The sequence below is a fragment of the Hymenobacter segetis genome (genome assembly GCF_038448715.1).
GTDB lineage: Bacteria > Bacteroidota > Bacteroidia > Cytophagales > Hymenobacteraceae > Hymenobacter > Hymenobacter segetis.
Genome location: NZ_JBCEVZ010000025.1, coordinates 50,148 through 70,579 on the forward strand (window position 1 = coordinate 50,148; position 20,432 = coordinate 70,579).

Here is a 20,432-nt window from a genome sequence, read left to right on the forward strand (position 1 = left end):
GCGTTCGGACCGTCCCGCCGCACCCCACAGTACAGGACAGTGCGGGCCGCGACGGCCGCTTCTTTTGCTCCTCCCTCCTATTTCCCACCCGATGCCGCAACTCACCCGCTTATTTTCCGGCTTTTTGGCAAACCTGCGCTTTGTACGTGGGTGCTTTTTGTGCGGGTTTCTGATACTGAAAGTAGCCGCCGCTGCCCAAGCCGCGCCACCTGCAGCCAGCCGCCAGAAATTCAATTTCAACCCGGAATGGAAAGTGCGGGTGGGCGATGCGCCCGGTGCCGAAGCCGTCACATTTGATGATGCCCAGTGGAAAAAGGTGACGCTACCCTACGCCTGGAACGAGGATGAGGCGTTCAGCAAGGACATCAAGGATTTGAGCACCGGCGTGGCCTGGTACCGCAAGCACTTCCGGCTGCCAGCCGGGGCGGCAGGGCAAAAAGTCTTCATCGAGTTTGAAGGCGTGCGGCTGGCCGGCGAGTTCTACCTGAACGGCCAGCGCCTGGGGCTGCACGAAAACGGCGTAATGGCCATCGGCTTCGATTTAACGCCTTTTCTCAAGCCCGCGCCGGCCGACAACGTGCTAGCCGTGCGCACCGACAACGACTGGGATTACAAGGAAAAAGCCAGCGGCCAGGTGTTCCAATGGAGCAACCGCAACTTCAACGCGAACTACGGCGGCATTCCCAAGAACGTGTTTCTACACGTAATGAGCCCGCTGCACCAGACGCTGCCGCTATTTTCGGCGCTGGGCACCACGGGCGTGTATGTCTATGCGCAGGATTTCGACGTGGCCGGCGGCCGGGCCACGATAGTAGCCGAGGCGCAGGTGAAAAACGAATTTCCGGCCGCCCGCACCTTCACCTTTGAAACGTCGGTAGCCGATGGCGAGGGCAAACCCGTCAGCACCTTCAGCGGTGGCGAAACGACCTTGCAACCGGGCGAAACGAAGACGGTAACGGCCCGCGCCAGCCTCAGCGGGTTACATTTCTGGAGCTGGGGCTATGGCTATTTATACACGGTTTCAACCCGATTAATCATCGATAAAAAGGCCATCGACGAAGTAAAAACCCGCACCGGCTTCCGCAAAACGGAATTTGCCAACGGCCTCATCAAGCTGAATGACCGGGCCATGCAGGTGCACGGCTACGCCCAGCGCACCAGCAACGAGTGGCCGGCCGTGGGTCTGGGCATCCCGGCCTGGCTCTCCGACTACAGCAACGGCCTGATGGTGGCCGGCAACGCCAACCTGGTGCGCTGGATGCACGTCACGCCCTGGAAACAGGACATCGAAAGCTGCGACCGCGTGGGCCTGCCCCAGGCCATGCCCGCCGGCGACGCCGAAAAGGACGTGGCTGACCGCCGCTGGGGCCAGCGCCTGGAGCTGATGCGCGACGCCATCATCTACAACCGCAACAACCCCAGCATCCTGTTTTACGAGGGTGGCAACGAGAGCATCAGCGCTGCTCACATGCAGGAACTGAAGGACATTCGGAACCAATATGACCCGCACGGCGGCCGCGCCATCGGCTCGCGCGAGATGCTGGATATTCCAGCAGCCGAGTACGGCGGCGAAATGCTCTACATCAACAAAAGCGCCACCAAGCCGCTCTGGGCTATGGAATACTCGCGCGATGAGGCCCTGCGCAAGTATTGGGACGAACTCACGCCACCCTTCCACAAGGACGGCGCAGGCCCGCTCTACAAAGGCGCGAACGCCGCCGACTACAATCGCAACCAGGACTCGCAGGCCCGCGAGGATGTGATGCGCTGGTACGACTACTGGCACGAGCGGCCCGGCACCGGCACCCGCACCAGCGCCGGCGGCGTCAACATCGTGTTCAGCGACACTAATACCCACTACCGGGGCGAGGAAAACTACCGCCGCAGCGGCGAAGTCGACGCCCTGCGCATTGCCAAAGACGGCTACTACGCCCACCAGGTAATGTGGGACGGCTGGGTCGAGCCGGAAAAAATGCACACGCACATCATCGGCCACTGGAATTACAAAACGGGCACGGTGAAAAACGTGGACGTGGTATCAAACGGCGAGAAAGTGGAACTGTTTCTCAACGGCAAATCCCTAGGATTCGGCCAGCAGAGCTACCGCTTCCTGTTCACCTTCAAAAACGTGACCTGGCAGCCCGGCACCCTCCGCGCCGTGAGCTACGATGCGGCCGGCAAGTCCGTGAGCGAAGCCGAGCACCAGACCGCCGGCCCGGCCATGGCCCTGCGCCTCAGCCCGATACTCAGCCCCACCGGCCTGCACGCCGATGGCACCGATTTGGCCTTAGTTCAGGTTGAAGCAATTGACGCGCAAGGCCGCCGCTGCCCCACGGCTTTGAACATGGTGAATTTCACCCTGAGCGGGCCGGCCGAGTGGCGCGGCGGCCTGGCGCAGGGGCCCGGCAACTACATTCTGGCCAAGAGCCTGCCCGTGGAAGGTGGCGTGAACCGCGTGCTCATCCGCAGCACCACGCAGGCCGGCAAAATCAATATTACCGCCACCTCTGAGGGCTTGAAACCGGCTACGGTCAGCCTGAAATCGGAACCTGTGCGTGTAGAAAACGGCTTGATGACGCAGCTGCCGGGTGCAGATTTGCCGGTGAGTTTGCGGCGTGGGCCCACGCCGGCCGGGCCGTCGTTCACCGTCTCGCGGGTGACGGTGCCGATTACCGCCGCTACCGCCAGCTCCAATGCGGCCAACGCTGCTTTCAGCTTCGATGACAATGAGCTGTCGGAGTGGATTTCGGACCGTAAAGAGGCCCGGCCGTGGATTGAGTACGCGCTGGCCCGTACCGCCCCCATCAGCCAGGTGGCGATGAAACTGACGGGATGGCGCACCAGCACCTATCCCATTCGTATTTTACTCGATGGGCAGGAGATTTTCAGCGGTACCACGGAGCGCAGCCTGGGCTATTTCACCGCGATATTTCCGCCGCGCACCGGCCAGAAACTGCGCATCGAGCTAACCGGCACCACTCAAGCCAAAGACGCCTTCAATATCACCGAACTCGAAACGCCCAAAGTGCCCACCGCCGCCACCGACCAGGCCGGCCCGCCCGGCACCCTGGGTCTGGTGGAAGTGGAAGTGTATTCAACGCCGGCCGGCTCGCCCGCGCCCTAACCCGCCGCTATGCTCAAAAACGCTTTCCTGTTCTGCGCAATCCTGCTGCTGGCCGGCCCGCTGGCCCGGGCGCAAACTGCGCCGCCGCCGCCGCCGCTCTGGCACAATCAGCCGCGCACGTTGCGCTATCACCCGGAAGGCACCGATTTCGTCATCACCAACGGCACGCACCGCTTCACCCGCGCCCTCTACGGTACCAACACGGCCTTTCGCGTCGAGGCCGGCGACCTGCCCGAATTTGCCCTCTACCTGCCCGGCATGGGCGGCAATCTGAAATTCGGACTGCTGGCCAACGGCCAAAGCAAATGGCTTATCAAAGCCGAAAACATCACCGCCCGCTACCGCCCGGGCCTGATGCTCTACGACATCACCGACCCGCTTTTGGGACCCGGCAAGCTCCACCTCGAAGTGCTGGCCCGTGCCGAGGCCGAAGGCCTCATCATAAAAGCCCGCTTCGAAAACGTGCCGGCCAATTCCGTGCAATTGCTCTGGGCTTTCGGCGGAGCCACGGGCAAGAAATTCAGCCGCGACGGCGACATTGGAGCCGACCCAGAATCAAGTTTTTACCTGAAGCCGGAGTATTGCCAGGGCAATGCGTTTGACCTGAAAAAGAACAGTTTTACGCTAAACTACGGCACGGCTACGAAGCTGGTAGCAGGCACTGACAAAGCGGCAAAGCCAACCGCTGCTGAGCCAAAAATACTGATGGGCGTGGTGCCGCCCACATCCAAAACGCATGTAGCCGACGCCACGCAGCAGGAGACGCCGCAGCAGCTTCTGGCATCCTCCGCATCGGCCACGCCGGTGCTGGCGGGCACGGTACCGGTCATAAGTGAGAAGGAGTTTTACTTTGCCGTGCAAAAGTCAGAAACGGCTCCAATACCCACCTACGCCGCTTTACCGACCGCGTTTGCCCAGGCCGAAGCCGCCCGCGCCGCGCTGGCCGGCCGTGTCAAAGTCAGCACGCCCGACCCCTACATCAACACGCTGGGCGGGGCGCTGTCCGTGGCCGCCGATGCCATTTGGGAAGCCCCCTCCTACCTGCACGGAGCCATAGCCTGGCGCATCCGCCTCGATGGCTGGCGCGGTCCCTACGTGGCCGACCCGCTCGGCTGGCACGACCGCGCCGCTACCCACTTCCGGGCCTATGCCAAGTCGCAGCTCACCAGCCCGCCCAACGGCCCGGTCACGCCCGATACCGCCCTGCACCTGGCCCGGCAGCTTGAGAAGCTGGGCACCGCCGTGTTTACCGAAGGCTACATATCGCGCAACCCCGGCGGTGATTTCCGCGCCCACCACTACGACATGAACCTCGTGTTCATCGACGAGCTGCTGCGCCATTTCAACTGGACCGGTGACCTGAAATTTGCCCGCGAGATGTGGCCCGTGCTCCAGCGCCACCTGGCCTGGGAAAAGCGCAACTTCGACCCCGACAACGACGGCCTCTACGATGCCTACGCCGCCATCTGGGCCTCCGATGCGCTGCAATACAGCGGCGGGGCCGTCACCCACAGTTCGGCCTACAATTACTTCGCCAACCAAAAAGCCGCCGAGCTGGCCCGCCTACTGGGCGAAAACCCCGCCCCCTACCGCCAGGAAGCGCAGCACATCCACCAGGCGCTGCAAAGCCGGCTGTGGCTGCCCGCCCAGGGCCGGTACGCCGAATACCAAGATGCCCTCGGCCTCCGAAGCCTGCACCCCGCCGCCGGCCTCTGGACCATCTACCACGCCCTCGATTCGGAAGTACCCGATGCCTTCCAGGCCTACCAGGCACTCCGCTACATTGATGCTGAGATGCCGCACATCCCGGTGCGCGCCGCCGGCCTGCCCGATGCCGGCTACTACCTGCTTTCAACTACGAATTGGCAGCCCTACGACTGGTCGCTGAACAACGTGGTGCTGGCCGAAAACCTGCACACCAGCCTCGCCAACTGGCAGGCCGGCCGCCGCGAAGAAGCCTTCCTGCTCTGGAAAAGTGCCCTGCTCGAAAGCCAGTACCTGGGCAGCAGCCCCGGTAATTTCCAGCAGATTTCTTTCTATGACACCTACCGGGGCGAACTTTACCGCGATTTCGCCGACCCCATCGGCATGGCAAGCCGCTCGTTGGTCGAGGGCCTGTTCGGCATCCGCCCCGATGCCCTGCACGATACCCTACGCATCAGCCCCGGCCTGCCCGCCGCCTGGGATTCGGCCGCGCTGCAAGTGCCCGATGTCACTTTCCACTTCCGCCGCCAGGGCCGCCGCGAAACCTATACCATCGCCCCGCACCTCCCGAAACAGCTGGCGCTCCAGCTGCGCGTGCCCGCCCTGGCCAGCCGCGTGGCTTCGCTGACAGTGAACGGCCAGCCGGCCGCCTGGCACAACGTAGCCGCCGCCGTGGGCCAGCCGACTATCGAAATCAGCAGCGCCCCGGCAGCACGCTACGTGGTGGAAATCGAGTGGCAGGGCGAAATGCCCGATGCCGCCGCGTCGCAGGAATCAGCTGCTTTCGGTGCGGCTTTTAACGTCACGTTTGCCCATGCCCGGATTATTCAGGTTTCCGACCCGCAGCAGGTGCTGCGGCAGCCCCGCCTGAACGGCTCGGCACTCGCGGCGCAGGTGGCCGGTATGCCCGGCAGCCGCACCGCTTTCGCACAGCTTCAGCAGGGTGATTTGACGTGGTGGGAACCGCTGAAAATTTCCGTGCAACGCCCGGACACTTCCGCTCCTACAGCTAATTCTACTAATACTGCCAAGTGGGAAGCGCTTGATTTATCCGCCGCTTTCAATGACCGGGTAACGCAGATTTTCCGGAACAAATACCTTATTCCCCGCCCCGCCGTGGCCACCCTGGAGTTGCCCACCCAAGGCATCGGAAACTGGTGTTACCCTCTCACCCAGGCCAATATCGACGACAGCGGCCTGCGCCACTTAGCTGGTTCGAAAAACGAAATCCAACTGCCTGAAGGCGTGCCGCTACGCACACCTGGCGTGGCCGGTGCGAAGAATATCCTCTTCGTATCGCAGTGGGACAACTACCCCCACCAAGCCACGCTGCCGCTACGGGGCCGCGCCCGCCGCGCCGTGCTGCTCATGGCCGGCTCCACCAACGCCATGCAAAGCCAGTTCCTCAACGGCGAAATCACCATCACCTACGCCGACAACACCACCGCCACCCTGCCCCTGCGCAACCCCGACTCCTGGTGGCCCATCGAGCAGGACTACCTCGACGACGGCTTCGCCTTCCAAACCGGCGCGCCGAAACCTTACCGCGTCCACCTCAAAACCGGCCTCATCACCCGCGATTTCAGCCAGTACAACAGCATCAAAGGCTTTAGCACCCGCGCCATCGACGGCGGCGCGGCCACCGTGCTGGAACTGCTCCTCGACCCCAGCAAAAAATTAAAATCCCTCTCCCTGAAAGCCCTGGCCAACGACGTGGTAATTGGGCTGATGAGCGTGACACTTGACCGTAACTAATGCTTCTCCTAACCCTTATGAAACTGACTTCCAAATTTTTACTAACTATCTCATTAGCAACCAGCATCTTCTCGCTTGCCGCCCAGCCCATCAACCGGCAGGCCCTCGTGGAGCGCCACAAAGTGGTAATCACGAATACCGACTCGCTCAATTCCCTATCCGTGGGCAATGGCAGATTCGCCTTCACCGCCGACATCACGGGCCTGCAAACATTCCCCCTGCACTACGAGAAGGGCATTCCACTCGGCACCGAATCGGAATGGGGCTGGCACCGCTTCCCGAATAAAGAAGGCTACAAATTCGCCCAAAGCCTGCGCGAATACCAGTTCAACGGCCGCCCCGTGAGCTACTCGGTGCAGGTGAAAACGCCCGGCAACAAAGATGCCGTTGACTACCTCCGCGCCAATCCGCACCGCCTGCAGCTGGGCAATCTGGGCTTTATCATCCTTAAGAAAAACGGCCAGCTGGCCAAAATACAGGACCTCAAAAACATCCACCAGGAGTTGAACCCGTGGACGGGCGAAATCCAGAGCCATTTCACGGTGGAAGGCGCGGCGGTGGACGTGGTCACCGTCGGCCACCAAGCGCAGGATGCTGTGGCCGCCAAAGTCACTTCGGAGCTCCTAAAAGCCGGGCGCCTGAAAGTGGCTTTGCGCTTCCCTTTCCCCACCGCCGGCTGGGCCGATATGGGCACCGATTATTCGCACGAAGCCGACCATAAATCGGCCATCACCATGCAAGCGGCGGGCCGCGCCTTACTAACCCACCAGCTCGATACCACCAAGTATTTTGCGGCTCTGAGCTGGGTCCAGACTGCCACGCTGGCCCCCGGCCGGCCGCACGAATTCATCCTCACGCCCGGCACCCAAAGCGGCGTGCTGGAACTGAGCTGCCGATTTTCACCCCGCCAGCAAGCATCTGCCGCCCCCACTTTCGTCGCCACCCGCGCCGATAGCCGCCAGCAGTGGCAGGCCTTCTGGCGCAGCGGCGGGGCCGTCGATTTCAGCGGCACCACCGACCCGCGCGCCGCCGAGCTGGAGCGCCGCATCGTGCTCTCGCAGTACCTCACCCGCATCCACAACGCCGGCTCGCAGCCGCCGCAGGAGACGGGATTGCTGCTCAACAGCTGGTACGGCCGCCCGCACCTCGAAATGCACTGGTGGCACGCCGCCCATTTCGCCCTCTGGGGCCGCCCCGAAATCCTCGAAAAAAGCCTCACCTGGTACGCCCGCCCCGATGTGCAGGCCGAGGCCCGCGCCATTGCCCAGCGGCAGGGCTACGCCGGCTGGCGCTGGCAGAAAATGACCGACCCGTGGGGGGCCGAAGGCCCGTCGTCCGTGGGCGCATTTCTGCTCTGGCAGCAGCCCCACACCATTTATTTCGCCGAAGAAGCCTACCGCGCCCACCCCAACGCCGCCACCCTGAAACTATACCAGGAACGGGTACAGCAAACGGCTGAATTCATCGCCTCCTACCCGTTTTTTGAGAAAGACAAGGGCCGCTACATCCTCGGCAAAGGCGTAATTCCGGCCCAGGAGCGGTTCAAGGCCGAAGACACCTTCAACCCTACTTTTGAGCTCGTGTACTGGCATTGGGCGCTTGATATTGCCCAGAAATGGCGTGAGCGCCAGGGCCAGCCCCGCAACCCGCAGTGGGACGACGTGCTGGCCAAGCTCGCCAAACTACCCGAAGCCAACGGCGTGTACCTCGCCGCCGAAAGCGCCCCCGATTCCTACACTAACCCCGAATACAAAACCGACCACCCATCCGTGCTGGCCGCGCTGGGCATGATGCCCGCCACCGGCCAACAGGACGCCGCCACCATGCGCCGCACCTTCGACCTCATCTGGAAAGACTGGAGCTGGGACAAAACCTGGGGCTGGGATTTCCCTATGACATCCATGACGGCCACTCGCCTCGGCCTGCCCGAAAAGGCAATGGATGCCCTCCTGATGCAGGTCCAAACCAACACCTACCTCCCCAACGGCCACAACTACCAGGAAGGCCGCCTCCCCCTCTACCTGCCCGGCAACGGCGGCCTGCTCGCCGCCGTGGCCCTCATGTGCGCCGGCTACGACGGCTGCAAGGAGGCCACCCCCGGCATTCCCAAAACCTGGAAAGTGCGCTGGGAAGGCCTGCAAAAGATGCCGTAACAGCCGGTCTACTGTTGTCAACTAATCTCAAAAACTACTTCCTCTATTTTCTGAATTAGCGCCCTTGTAAATTCCGCCACATTTTTGGCTGCTACGCCCGCGTATATTTTTCCTATATCCACCTTATTCAAAGAACTATAGTTTACGTCGGCCAATTTATTCTTGCCTTTTGTGTCGGTATATTCTACCTGCAATTGAGAAGCATCACCGTCCTTATCTATAAATCCAAAATGCACCGATTCCGGCTTTTGGTTAATGGCCAGCGAAGTAATTTGCTTATCGTACAAACAAAACAACAGGTCCTCCGCCAGCTCATCCCGCCGCCGCACTTGCCCTTCGGCTTGGATAACCAGGTCCGGCCAGCCATCAACCGCCCGGGAGCGCAGCAAAAAGCCAGATTTTGGAATATTCTCATCCGAAATAATCACCCCGGTGCCATACAGTTCCGCATCCGTCGCCGCATCGGCCGAAGACAGTCGCCCGATGCTAAAAGCGCCATCTACCAGGCATCTAACCCATTTATCATCAACACTGAAGAACCGCAAAGACTCAAACGGCAGGAATGCTTCCGTGGGCACCAGGTAATTAAATGGCACCCCTTTCAACAGCGTCAAATCAGTAAGCCACTGCCCGACAAATGCCGGCATATCAGGGTACTGACTTGCCACTGATTTTAGAATGAGGTGGCCATTGAGCCGGCTGCTGGCCGACACTTTTTTGAATTGATAGCATTCCCGCTTCCACCGAAACAAAGCAGTGGAGAAGTTTTTATCACTCAGGGCCAGTATGCGCCCCAGCTCCCAGGCCGAAGCGTACGAAACATCAACATACTTCTCCCCTCCATAGGCCAGAAACCGAAATAGCTCATCTCCGCCCATCACCGGAACCGGCGCGGCCGGCTGCCCCGTGCCAGCCACCGGATTTGGCACCAACGGCCCCCGGTACACGGCATTAATTCGGTCGCCCGTCTTCAATACATACGGGAGTTTTAAATATCCGTCCAGCGACAAATCATCCGTATCGGGCAGGCGCAGATTTGCCGGGCTACGGTTCAAATGTTTCAGCAGCGATGTAAGATGCGCTATTTCAAACGTCTTAAATAAGCTCGCCGTCTCCTCATCGCTGACCGCAATACCAATTACTTTTAAGAAATCTGATTTATTAAAAAACTCAAGGCCCGCAATTTTAGCCAATGCCGACGCTAGCGCCGTGCTGACCCCACCAGCCGACACGTAAATAGCCAGCACCTCGGGCGTAACGATAAAATGGTCGTTACAAAAAAACTCCCAGCTATACAGCGAAGCAAAACCATAAAATCCATCTTTGGGCTTGCCGATAAAATCGCCCTTTTTGGAATACATATCCTCAAGGGATATCAGATGGACAATGTTCTTTTTATCCTTTACCGGCATCCGGCTGCCCACCACCGACGCTTTTTCATCTTTTTCCTGCCCCCGCACATGGGCCAGATAGCCCAACTCCTGATAAGTGGGCAGAATACTGGTCAGAAATGCCGCTTCAATCAGCAGGCCCCGCACCGAAATATCCGTTTCATTCGTGCTTTCAACGGGGGCAAATGGCGTCGTTTCCCAAATAGCTTTTACGGCATTTATTTTTCTGACTTTGCTGGCATCGGCCACCTCGTCTTCCGTAAGCAGCATCAAGGCCAGCCACGGTTTTACCGAATCATCTTTTTCATTGGTCTTTCTTTCCCAAGGGAAAGTGCTTCTTTCCAGGATAATATTCGGCAGAATAGTTGAAAAATCGCCTAATGCCGACATTGGCGGAAATACCGAATCAATCTGACTGGGATTCAACGTATACTGCTCGCCCTGCACCGAAAAATATAAAGTAGCAGGAGGCAACGCCAAAGAATCCTTATCAACGCCAAAGCGTTGCGTGCTCTCCACCTTATAATAGCCCGCCGTAAGGGCCGGCCGGTGGCTGTCGTAAATCAGTATTTTATCGTCGGTAGTAGCCATGATGCTATTTTTCGGACTGCCCGGATTGGCTACTCGGCAATGCCAAGCTGCTTACCCAATGCTTTGAAGGTGGAATTGTACTCGGAAAAAGGCAGTGGGGCACTGGTTTTCCGGCAGGTCAGATTAATAGGTGCATCCCGGAAAACAATTTCGGCTAACTGCGGAAATTCAACGCCACCTTCCGGCAATACAACCGGCTCGGTAGTAGACACATTAATGCCGTTGAACACTTCTACGGTTCGGTTTTCGGCATTTAAATCGGGCTGAAAACTGGTTCCCCAAATGGCAGCGGGCACTGCTTTTTGCTGCGGGGTGATAATAAGATTACGCAGACTTTTCGAATCCATTAGCGCATAATCCGATGGCTTATCCGGATTATGAGAAATAACTACTGCTAGTTCGCTTTTAATATCATCATTATTTTTCGCCATTGGCGAAACCCCAAATCGAACAGCGGAGCTGCTGCTGATATTATAAATCTCCTCGTCATTAATCGATATATTTTTGACTGGGATAGCCGAATTAACGAGTAATTCCAACTCTTTGGGATTCACAATAGGATTCTGGAACTCATCTTTACCGTGCTGCCCACCGGCCACTGCCGCCCCCAGCACTTTACCAGCCTCAGGCAGGCATTTCGCTTTGAAATCAGCCCAGGTAATTGGCTTCAAATCAGCCGAGTCATCCGCACCAAAATGTATCGTAATGTCGCACACGTAGATGTGCACCGTCGCCCGGCCCGAAAACTCCGGCCCCCATATTGCCAGGTCGGCCCCCAAATCGACTGAGATGGTATGGCTGCCGAAAAAATGTATGGTATAGGAGGCCCCCATACTCACATAAATGCTGGCCTCGTAATGATAGGGCTGCCAGGTAACCAAAAAGTCGGCCCCGGCCTTGAACCACGCCTTAAAATCGCCATCCTCATACACGGCCTCCAGGTGGCCGCCCGCCATGAAGGCATGGGCGCACAACGCGAAATACATATCGCCTTTCACGCTCAGCTTATCACTTACCTGCCAGTTCAGCGCCAGGCGCGGCACGCTCGGATAATGGGCCGGCACTTTAAAGGCCGGGTGGTACCCGCCCACCGTGGCCACAAAATCACCCTCGTGTTCTCCTTTGAACCAACTGTAAAACGCCGCTCCCCCGGTCAGGTGGCAATCCCTGGAAAAGATATAAGAGTCGCTGCTCAATTGCGCCAATACCGCCAGAAAGCCTTCGTCGGGCAGGTATTTGGCCATCAGCATTATTTTAACCTCAGCCAGCGGCGTAAATGCTTTTCCTAATTCCTGCAGCGGCACTACGATGTTGGATTGCCCCAGCAAATCAATTTCCATCCGGTTGCCAAAGGAAACTACGAGCAGCGCGAAGGAATTTATCAGCTTGAATGAGCTGAACTTTACCCCAACCGCCAGGAATATATCGCCTACCGATGGCGGCACATAAGCCGATAAAGCCTTCAGCTGGGCCTGGAGCGCCATTGCCGGATTCGCATCCGCCGGCACCGAGCTGCCGCCCATCACCTGCGCCACCAATGGGAAATTAGCCACCTGGCTGATATCGGGCATTATCAACGCCCTGTTATACCCAAACCCAGCGGCCAATCCTTCTACAAAGAAAAAGCTGGGGCCCCCAAGCGCTTTTTCGAGATAGGCATAAATAAATAGCGAAGGGTGCCCGTCGTAATAACAATAAGACCCCATGGCGGAAAGAGCAAATCCGGCGGTTTTTATGGTAGCGGCTCCATTATACACCTCCGTGCTTTTGCCATTAATCACCATTTGCTGCCTCAGAAAAGCAGCCCCTATTTCTAAACCGTTTTTTCTGAAATCAATACTTAAACCGGATAAATTGAACGACGGCCGAAAGCGTTTGATGGAAGAGCCAACCGATAATTCATCAAGCGCAATGGACAGCCCGCCCACGGATATGCCGGCATCGAGGTAAAGCCACAGCTCGCTGTTTTTAAAATCTACGCCAACACGTTTGAAGGTGGCGGGGCCAATTGTTTTTTCGATATTGAACCACTTCACCGAGGTTTCGGCCGCTGCCGGAACGGCAGGCTCACTTACAGTGGCAGCGGCAGCTTTCGACTTGCTGGACCGCGCCTTTTGCTTCGGCTTGGGCGCAACGGCAGTCGTCGCACCGCTGCCAACCATCAGCGTTTGGCTGGTGCCGGCAATGTTGAAGCGGCCGGAAAGGGCCAGGCCTTTCGCAATGCCCGCGGCGGCAAAACCGGCGATATGCGACGGAATCAGCTTGTTGATACCGACCATTTGGTCTTCGCTAAACTGGCCGGAGCTGTAGAGGATTTGCAGGTCGTCGAGGCCCAGCGATAAATCTTTTGGCAGCTGCTGGCCCACCATCGGCAGGTTGGCCAGGTCGATGGCCGTGCCCAGGTCAATGGCCAAAGCAAACTGCTTGCTGCCCGCACTCTTGTCCTGGTGGTACACAAACCTGACATCCTTCAAGTCAATCTCAATACCATCGGGCACCTCCCGGGCCATCTCCGCCGATATGGTGTTCAGCAGGCTATTGAGCCTTATGCTGGTCGCGGAACCATCCGGCCGGGAATAGGTCGCAATAAACGTATTGGCCTGGGGGTTGCCGTCAAAACGCAAATCAAATTGCAAGCTCCCAATTCGGATGGTACCACCGAAAGTATATTGATAATCAATCTTGCCCAAGGCCGCTTTTTTGGCAACGATATCAATCGTTACCACCGCATCCACGGCCGTACCGGCGATGTTGAAACCACCCTGACACGAAAAATGAAAGTTCTCGGTGTCGGTTTCATACCTGAAATCAATACCGGATAGCTCAAACATCTTGAAAGGGGCCGGCACTTTTACCCCAAACTTTTCGCTCAAATCAGCAATCAGGTCCCCCACCCTCACGGGCTGTCCGGCTTGGGTAGCGCCTTCTATCAGCCATCCCGCATCAGTCGGGCTATTTTTCGACAGGGATAGCGCGGCCGGAACGCCCGCAATGGTCATGCTACCCCTGAGCCCCACCGTATGCTTCCCAAACTCGAAAGCCACCGTATCCATTTCAAAGACCGTCGCCCCGGTTCCAACCTGCTGCAACGACACCTCGGTGGTTACTTCGAACCCACCCTGGGAGGAAATAACCAGGTTGAATTCGCGCGGTGCCCCGAATGAAAGGAAGTGATAAGACATATGCTATTGCTTGTAAGAAGCATACTGTAGGGCAAGGCGCTGGCGAAAGCCGTCCTCTTTGCACCCACAAAAAAACGAACCTGATTAGCCGGCAGAAAAGCCAAACGAGTATTTTTCGCCTTGCTATTTTCCCTTGTATTATCGGTTTTATCATCACTGCCTGCCAGTAGCTGCAGGCGACGCTGAACCTACTTTTTTTATTCTTCCGACTTATTCAACAAAGCCTCCAGTCGCTGCAATCGGGCTTCCTGGTGCTGGAGTTGCTGGGTGAGCGCATCAACCTGCTTGCTCAACTCCTGAATAGCGCTGATACCGGTGCAGAAAACGTAGTCGTAATCGAGCGTGCGGAAGTCGTCTACCTCTTCCCCGTAAATGAATAGGTGCTCTGCGGAAAATGTCCAGTCCTGAACCGTGAAGGTCAATTCATCCAGGACATTTACTTGCACGTCCTGAACACCACTTGCCTCCGTGATAATCCTCACCCGGTCGCCGGTGCTGAGCTCATGCGCTTTTTTCAGCGATATGGTCAACAGGCCATCTGCCAGTGTTGCATTTTCTGCTAAGGAATAAATACCGGGCGTAAAATCTTTGGTGATAGATACTGCTTCAGGAATGATTTGCTCGACTTCCTGCGCAATAAATCCTTTTTTTATTCCGGGACCTTGAGATACATAATCTTTATAATAATAATTTTTAACAACAAGCTTATTCAGCAACCCCAGCGCATCCCGACCGTCTGCCGTTGTTATTTCCTCTTTAATTCGCTCATCACTAAAGCAGTAGTACGCTGCACAATAAATCCCAGTTGATGCCCTGATAGAAACCGAATTTGTATGAGTACCAACGGAGGCCCGGCAAGCCCCATCCATCAGGAACCAAAATCCCTTTTGCATGGAAATATTGTTCCAACTATTGATATCGATTGGGAATTCCGGGTCATGTTTCCCTATTCCTATTTTGCCGTTGACGAGAAGGTTCGCATCGCTGGTGATGATAGCCAAATCCTTATAACCATTGGGGTCGCCTTGGTTGGACAGGGTTCTGAAATAGAGATTTCCGGTGCTCCGATTGCCCCAGTCAATTACAGCATCATAACTATCATACACTAAATGAGTGCTTTTTATGTAATAGTTACCAGCTTGCACGTCGCCTTCTACCTGTAGCTTCTTGCGTGGGTCAGGGGTGCCGATGCCAACGTTGCCATCAGGCAGCAGGCGCATGATTTCAGGATAAGACTGCTGCCCGTAGCTCCCGGAATTGGTATTTCCCACCCGCAGGGCCAGCCCATTTTCCGCGCCTCCGGCACTGATGAAGCCCGTGGTTCCATCATGATGTATCATCATGTGGTCCCAGGCCGCCGTGTTTCTAATGCCGATACTACCCACTACATCCAGGGTCTGCTGCGGTTCGATGTTATTAATTCCCATCCGGCCTCCGCTGGTGATAACCACCAGGTCACGGTGACCACCATCGGAATTACCCTGGTTTTGCAAAGACCTGAAATAGAGATTTCCATCGATTTGACTACCCCAGTCAATGGTGGCCCCCCGGTTATCATACACTAAGTTCGAACCCTTAATAAAGTATTTACTGGCCTGCAAATCACCGTTCACTTCCAACCGCTTGCTTGGGTCCGGGTTCGTTGTCCCAATGCCAACATTGCCGCCGCTGGTAATCGTCATGCGGGCATCCGCCAGGGTTGCCGGGTTGATATTCTCCTCGCTGTTTATCAAAAACTTCAGGCTGCCTGTGCCATAGCTCCCCAATCTTTCGTGCACAACGGCCGCCTTCACCCAATGGCCCATTGCCTCGTTGACAAAGCCTAATCCTACCGCATTTCCATTGCCCGCTGTGCCATTCAGGTTGTGTAGCAGCAAGGGGAAATTTAATCCGCTATTATTTACGACTATCTCTAATTTCTGAGATGGATTATTGGTCCCAATGCCTACGTTTTGGTTCTGAAAAACCATCGGCTGCTTATCGATGTGCAGCACGAATGTCTCGTCCCAATAGCCGGGGATATTCTCCAGCCGCACACTCAGCCGGGTTTTGCCGGTGATGTAATTGGTAATGATATTATCAAACGAAAAATCAATGTACGTTACGGCAGCCTTGTCGTTCACTACGCCCAGGGATGACTTGATGTATCCTATTTGCGAGCCTCCTTCGATTATCTTACCAACCGCAAATTTATCTTTATCAATAGTCTTGATAAACTTGCCGGTTATGGGCACATAAACCCTGCGGTCATCAATTATGAATAGCAGTTCACCTTCGGTCACCATCCGGCCATTCACACAAATATCCGCTTTGCTCGTCAGCACACCGGTGCTTACGTTAGAGACTTTTGTCTGAGCCGGAATCTGCCGGGTAAGAAGGCCCGCACCACTGCCATTAATCATTGGTAAAAGCAGCAAGCCCGCGCTATCAGCTATCGTAAAAGTCCACACAGGCAGCGGCTCCTGCCCGGATGGGGGAGCACCATTAAAATGGGTATCGAAAGGCGCGTCTTCTTTGACAATAATTCGCTGAATAGCGTCGGCATTCGCCAGCGCAGCAGCAGTTGAATTCAGATTGGGGTCGAAGAAAAAAATTATTTTAGAGTTTTCCGTAAACTCAATAGCCTTATCCCCATCAGCGTCCGACTTATTGGTATTACTGATTCTCAATCTCAGACTATTGCGTGATTCTCCATCATTCAGGATGGTATCGGCATCTTTAAAGCTGAGTTGCAGTGGCAAACCCGATTTTCCCCGGTGGTTTATCAGGGTCCAGTTAATTTGCCGAACAGAATCCTCAAACAGCACATCGCCAGCCGTAATATTCTTGCCCAACAATTCCACGTTGGTAGTCCGGGAACCCTTGCTGCCATTGATATCCACCAGAAACTTAATTTCAATACTGCCCTTGCTTTCGCAAATAAGCGGAGCTGCACCGGCATACAGCAGGTATATCGTGGAACAGCCCTGCGCATCAATTAAAGCCTCACTTATTTTCCATTCTCCGAAAGCCTGCTCTTTCTTGTTATCATTAAGCACCTCCGGCCGGAATTTCAGCGCAAAATGATAATTGCTTGCGCCAGCCTTTGCGCCCAGCGTATTAAGCAGCATTGGAGCCGCCAGCTGGTTGGCAATTTTGAGGGTTACCCCTTCCACCTTATCCTCCAGATAGAACAGGTCTTCCTCTTTGCTGTTCAACAGGCAAAAATCAAACGGGTAATTAGTTCTGAAACCCATAAATTCGGTTATTAAGGGGGGTGGCGACTTATTTGGTTACGCTTAAGTGTAGCCAGCCTTCTCTAATAAGAATTTCTTCCGAGAAGTGGCCTTGTGCATTCATGGGTACGATATGCCCGGCATCCAGCAGCTGTTGAATGCGTTGCAAATGCGCCAGCAGCAACGGCGACGGAGCTGCCCATTGCGTTTTGGGGTTGATAAGCGCCTTCTGGTCGGCAGTTTCTTTTATCCAGCCGGCAGTCAGCATATCCTGCCATATAGCTTCGCCATCGGCGGCAAATGCCTGTAAGAACAGCGCCTTATCGGCAGTGCCGGTAGTGGAAACCTGCGTCCATTTGCCGGCTTCCATTGCCAGCCACGACCAGGAATAGCCCGCCTCTTCGGGCAGCGAAATCGCAATGCTGTCTTTGGGCATCAGCAGTGGCCGGGTGAAGAAGCTCACGTTCATGCGGGCAAGGGCGGGCTTGAACTGGCTGGCGGGAATAGATATGCTTTTGGTCGGCAAAATCCCCGTGGTGGCATGGGCCTCGCCCCGGGGGTCTATCAGCAGCGTGAGATTTTTGGGCTTATCGGTGATGGATAGCGAAAAAGTATGGGCACCATCCCGATGCGCTAAAAAATAGCCTTTATCGATATTTTCCGGATACACTGACTGAAATACACTGGCACTTTCGTCTTCATCCCAAAAACCTAAAACGCCATCATTCAGAATACCGGGCTCACCGATAAGAACGGGAAATTTAACTTTTTCCCAGCTGTTCGTTTCCCGATTGTTGCGGCCTAAATCTGCGTTGAAATAGTCCCAGCTCTGGTTGATGGCCGGCATTCCCTTCACCTCCAGGCTGACTATCGCCTTTACCACGGCCATGGGCCGGCCCACCAGCATGGCCAGGTCTAAATGCTGGGCAAAATTCTCGGGGTCTATTTGCTGGAGCGTATTATCAAGTAGTTCAACAAAGTCCGCAAAGTCGCTTTTCCCAATCAACTTACTAACTATCTCCCGCAGATTACTATTCGGTATTTGGTTCGCGTCCGTAAGGGTGATGTTGCCGGGGGCCGACGCCCACTCGGTTACCGCACTGCCACCGGCGGCTTTATTCTGTTGAATAAGACCGAGAATATAACCATCGGCATCATACACCATTAAGCTGGCATCCAGATTATTGGGCACCAGCCAGCCGCACACCGGATTGGTATTCTGGCTGGCCTCTGATTGGTTTGAAGCAATATTAGCAGCCGAAATCCATCTGAAATTCAACCGCGCCGGCTGGACTATGCGCGGGGGCAAAAATGCCTCCTTGCCCTTGGGAACTACCGTAAACGAATGCGAGAACAGCACATCAGTGGTTCGTATCGGAATATTAGCCACTTGGCCGAAATTGTCGATAATGCCCAGCTGATTAATTCTGACAGTGCCCGTTTTTATGGGGTTAAACTGATTAAGCGGCAAGGGTGCCCGCTTATTTTCGCCTCCTATTAGCTTAGCGGCCAGTGAAGTCACCGCCTGCGATTCCGTGAAGGAAACCGGGTCGGCTACGGGGAGTTGCATGGTTTCGTGCAGCTGCAACAAGGCCGCATTGAAACCACCCAGCGACTGCGACAAATAGTTGCTGACACTTAATTCCATGGCAGCTGCTACTATATGCCGCAGAAATGTATTGATGGATTCCGGTGGCGTAACGGCCCTCAACAAATTATCAAAGGCGATAAAAACTTCATTATGAAAACTATTCGCTTCCGCTTCGGTAGCCTGGTTTTTTGCCGTGCCTTTAAGCCTTGCAATATCTTTTACCAGCCCAGCATAAATTACCTGCTCCAAATCATCCTTTTGCAAGCCCAGGTTGGCCGTTAGCTCGTCGGCATCCATCTTGAGCAAGTACGAGCTGATTACACTTTGCAGCTTTGTTTGGGCATGGGCTGATAATATGGTTGAGCCGGCGTATGATTTAATTCTTTCTCCCTGCAAAACGTTGGCCCCCTCAACGGTAAGGTCGTAGTCGCCGGTTTTGATACCGTAATTAGAGGTAATGAAATCCTCGGCAAACTCAGTTGAGTAAGGTCCGTCGAATTTGATATTATCCTGCGCAATTACTTCCCACTGCAAAAACGTAGGGTTCCAATTACCCTCCGGATTTCCCGGTCTTTGCGTCAATCCTTCGAGTTTATTTACCGCAGGGATTCTTTTAAGGTCATAATGCGATGATTGATTTCTTTCAATAATTCCGCTAAAATCAAAGCAAACACAATCGAGCCGCTGGCTTACCACATGCCGGTTCCCAACCTTCACATCACGGCCGGCAATCAGCACCACGGGGTCGTTGGGCAGCCAGAACCGGGGCGCTTTGTCGCTTTTGAGCTGAGCCTTTTTTAGCTTCAGCACGTTCCGGTCGTTGAAGAGGTCCTCTTCGCTCAGCAGCTTTTCGCTCATTCGCAAACTAGCCAGCTTGCCCTTCAGGCCACGAAACAACGTTATTTCCCGAGCAGCCACGGGGGCGCGGGCCACGAGGTGGATATGCACCCACCGGTCCTTGGGAATATCATCCCATTGCCGGGGCTTATAGGGGTCCAGCTTTACGCCATTTATAAAAACAGCCGTCCACAAATCGCCGGGCGTGGCGGGCCCCACTATACTAGTCGGGTCGTCATCAATCCGCAACAGGTAGCTCCCAACGGCTGGGGCCTTCGCGCTTACATTAACCAGAACCGACAGCGCCGCAACCTTGGTAGCCGGCTCAAGGGCATAGCCAAAAAAATCTGGTTCTGCGGCTGCACCATCCGGGCCTTGAAATACCGCAACGTATTGCCCGCCTAAGCTGGGCTCCGGGCTGAGCGTGAAAGACGGAGCCGGAGTAGTACCACTAAACAGCAGCGCATTCCCCAACTCCTGCCCTCCTCCGTCGAAATCAACGATACGTTGATTGACTTCTGTAATTGCTTTTGATAAGTCAGCAGCATAATCGGACAGCTCTTGCTTTTTGCGATTAATTAGCTCAAAATGGTCATTTTCTATCAAAAATTTGATTCGGTCAGCATCGGCGGTATGCGTATTTAAATCATCGTGATAGCAGGCAACCATGTATTTATACCAATCAGCAAATAATTGCTGCTGAAAGCTGACCAGCTCGTCATTGGCCCGGTCATGCCCTTGCTGCAGGCGATTTAAGGCCTGGACTTTACTTGCCATAAAAGATGGCAGGTCGAAGGCTACTCCGTCGGGCTGTACTGTTGGGCTACCGCCAGCGTTGGGGCTGGCATCGGCCGGCAAGGCATTTTCAATGCTTACGCTCCAGGCCGTG

7 protein-coding genes are annotated in these 20,432 nt (G+C 55.6%); 3 read left to right on the forward strand and 4 right to left on the reverse strand.

Going from position 1 to position 20,432, the window contains the following annotated elements:
* Positions 1-91: 91 nt before the first annotated feature.
* Genes AAFH49_RS11955 through AAFH49_RS11965 form a run of 3 tightly spaced genes read left to right on the forward strand, consistent with a single transcriptional unit; the run spans position 92 to position 8,736 of the window.
* Entirely contained in the window at positions 92-3,124 is a 3,033-nt protein-coding gene (locus tag AAFH49_RS11955) for a glycoside hydrolase family 2 protein (RefSeq protein ID WP_342298366.1), read from the forward strand.
* Positions 3,125-3,133: 9 nt separating this feature from the next.
* Positions 3,134-6,583, forward strand: coding sequence for a DUF4450 domain-containing protein (locus tag AAFH49_RS11960; RefSeq protein WP_342298369.1), 3,450 nt, complete (start codon positions 3,134-3,136; stop codon positions 6,581-6,583).
* A 17-nt stretch (positions 6,584-6,600) separates the two neighbouring features.
* Positions 6,601-8,736 carry a hypothetical protein gene (locus AAFH49_RS11965; protein ID WP_342298371.1) on the forward strand — a complete coding sequence of 712 codons (2,136 nt, stop codon included), beginning with the start codon at positions 6,601-6,603 and terminating at the stop codon, positions 8,734-8,736.
* Between the two features lie 17 nt (positions 8,737-8,753).
* Here the strand turns inward: AAFH49_RS11965 and AAFH49_RS11970 are convergent, their stop codons facing one another.
* From AAFH49_RS11970 to AAFH49_RS11985, 4 genes are all read right to left on the reverse strand, one after another.
* Positions 8,754-10,718, reverse strand: a complete 1,965-nt coding sequence (locus tag AAFH49_RS11970) for a hypothetical protein (protein WP_342298372.1) — start codon at positions 10,716-10,718, stop codon at positions 8,754-8,756.
* A 29-nt stretch (positions 10,719-10,747) separates the two neighbouring features.
* Positions 10,748-13,900: a DUF6603 domain-containing protein gene (locus AAFH49_RS11975; RefSeq protein WP_342298373.1), complete on the reverse strand. Its 3,153-nt coding sequence runs from the start codon at positions 13,898-13,900 to the stop codon at positions 10,748-10,750.
* Positions 13,901-14,097: 197 nt separating this feature from the next.
* Positions 14,098-17,136 carry a tail fiber domain-containing protein gene (locus tag AAFH49_RS11980; RefSeq protein ID WP_342298375.1) on the reverse strand — a complete coding sequence of 1,013 codons (3,039 nt, stop codon included), beginning with the start codon at positions 17,134-17,136 and terminating at the stop codon, positions 14,098-14,100.
* A 28-nt stretch (positions 17,137-17,164) separates the two neighbouring features.
* Positions 17,165-20,320, reverse strand: coding sequence for a hypothetical protein (locus AAFH49_RS11985; RefSeq protein WP_342298377.1), 3,156 nt, complete (start codon positions 20,318-20,320; stop codon positions 17,165-17,167).
* Positions 20,321-20,432 lie beyond the last annotated feature (112 nt).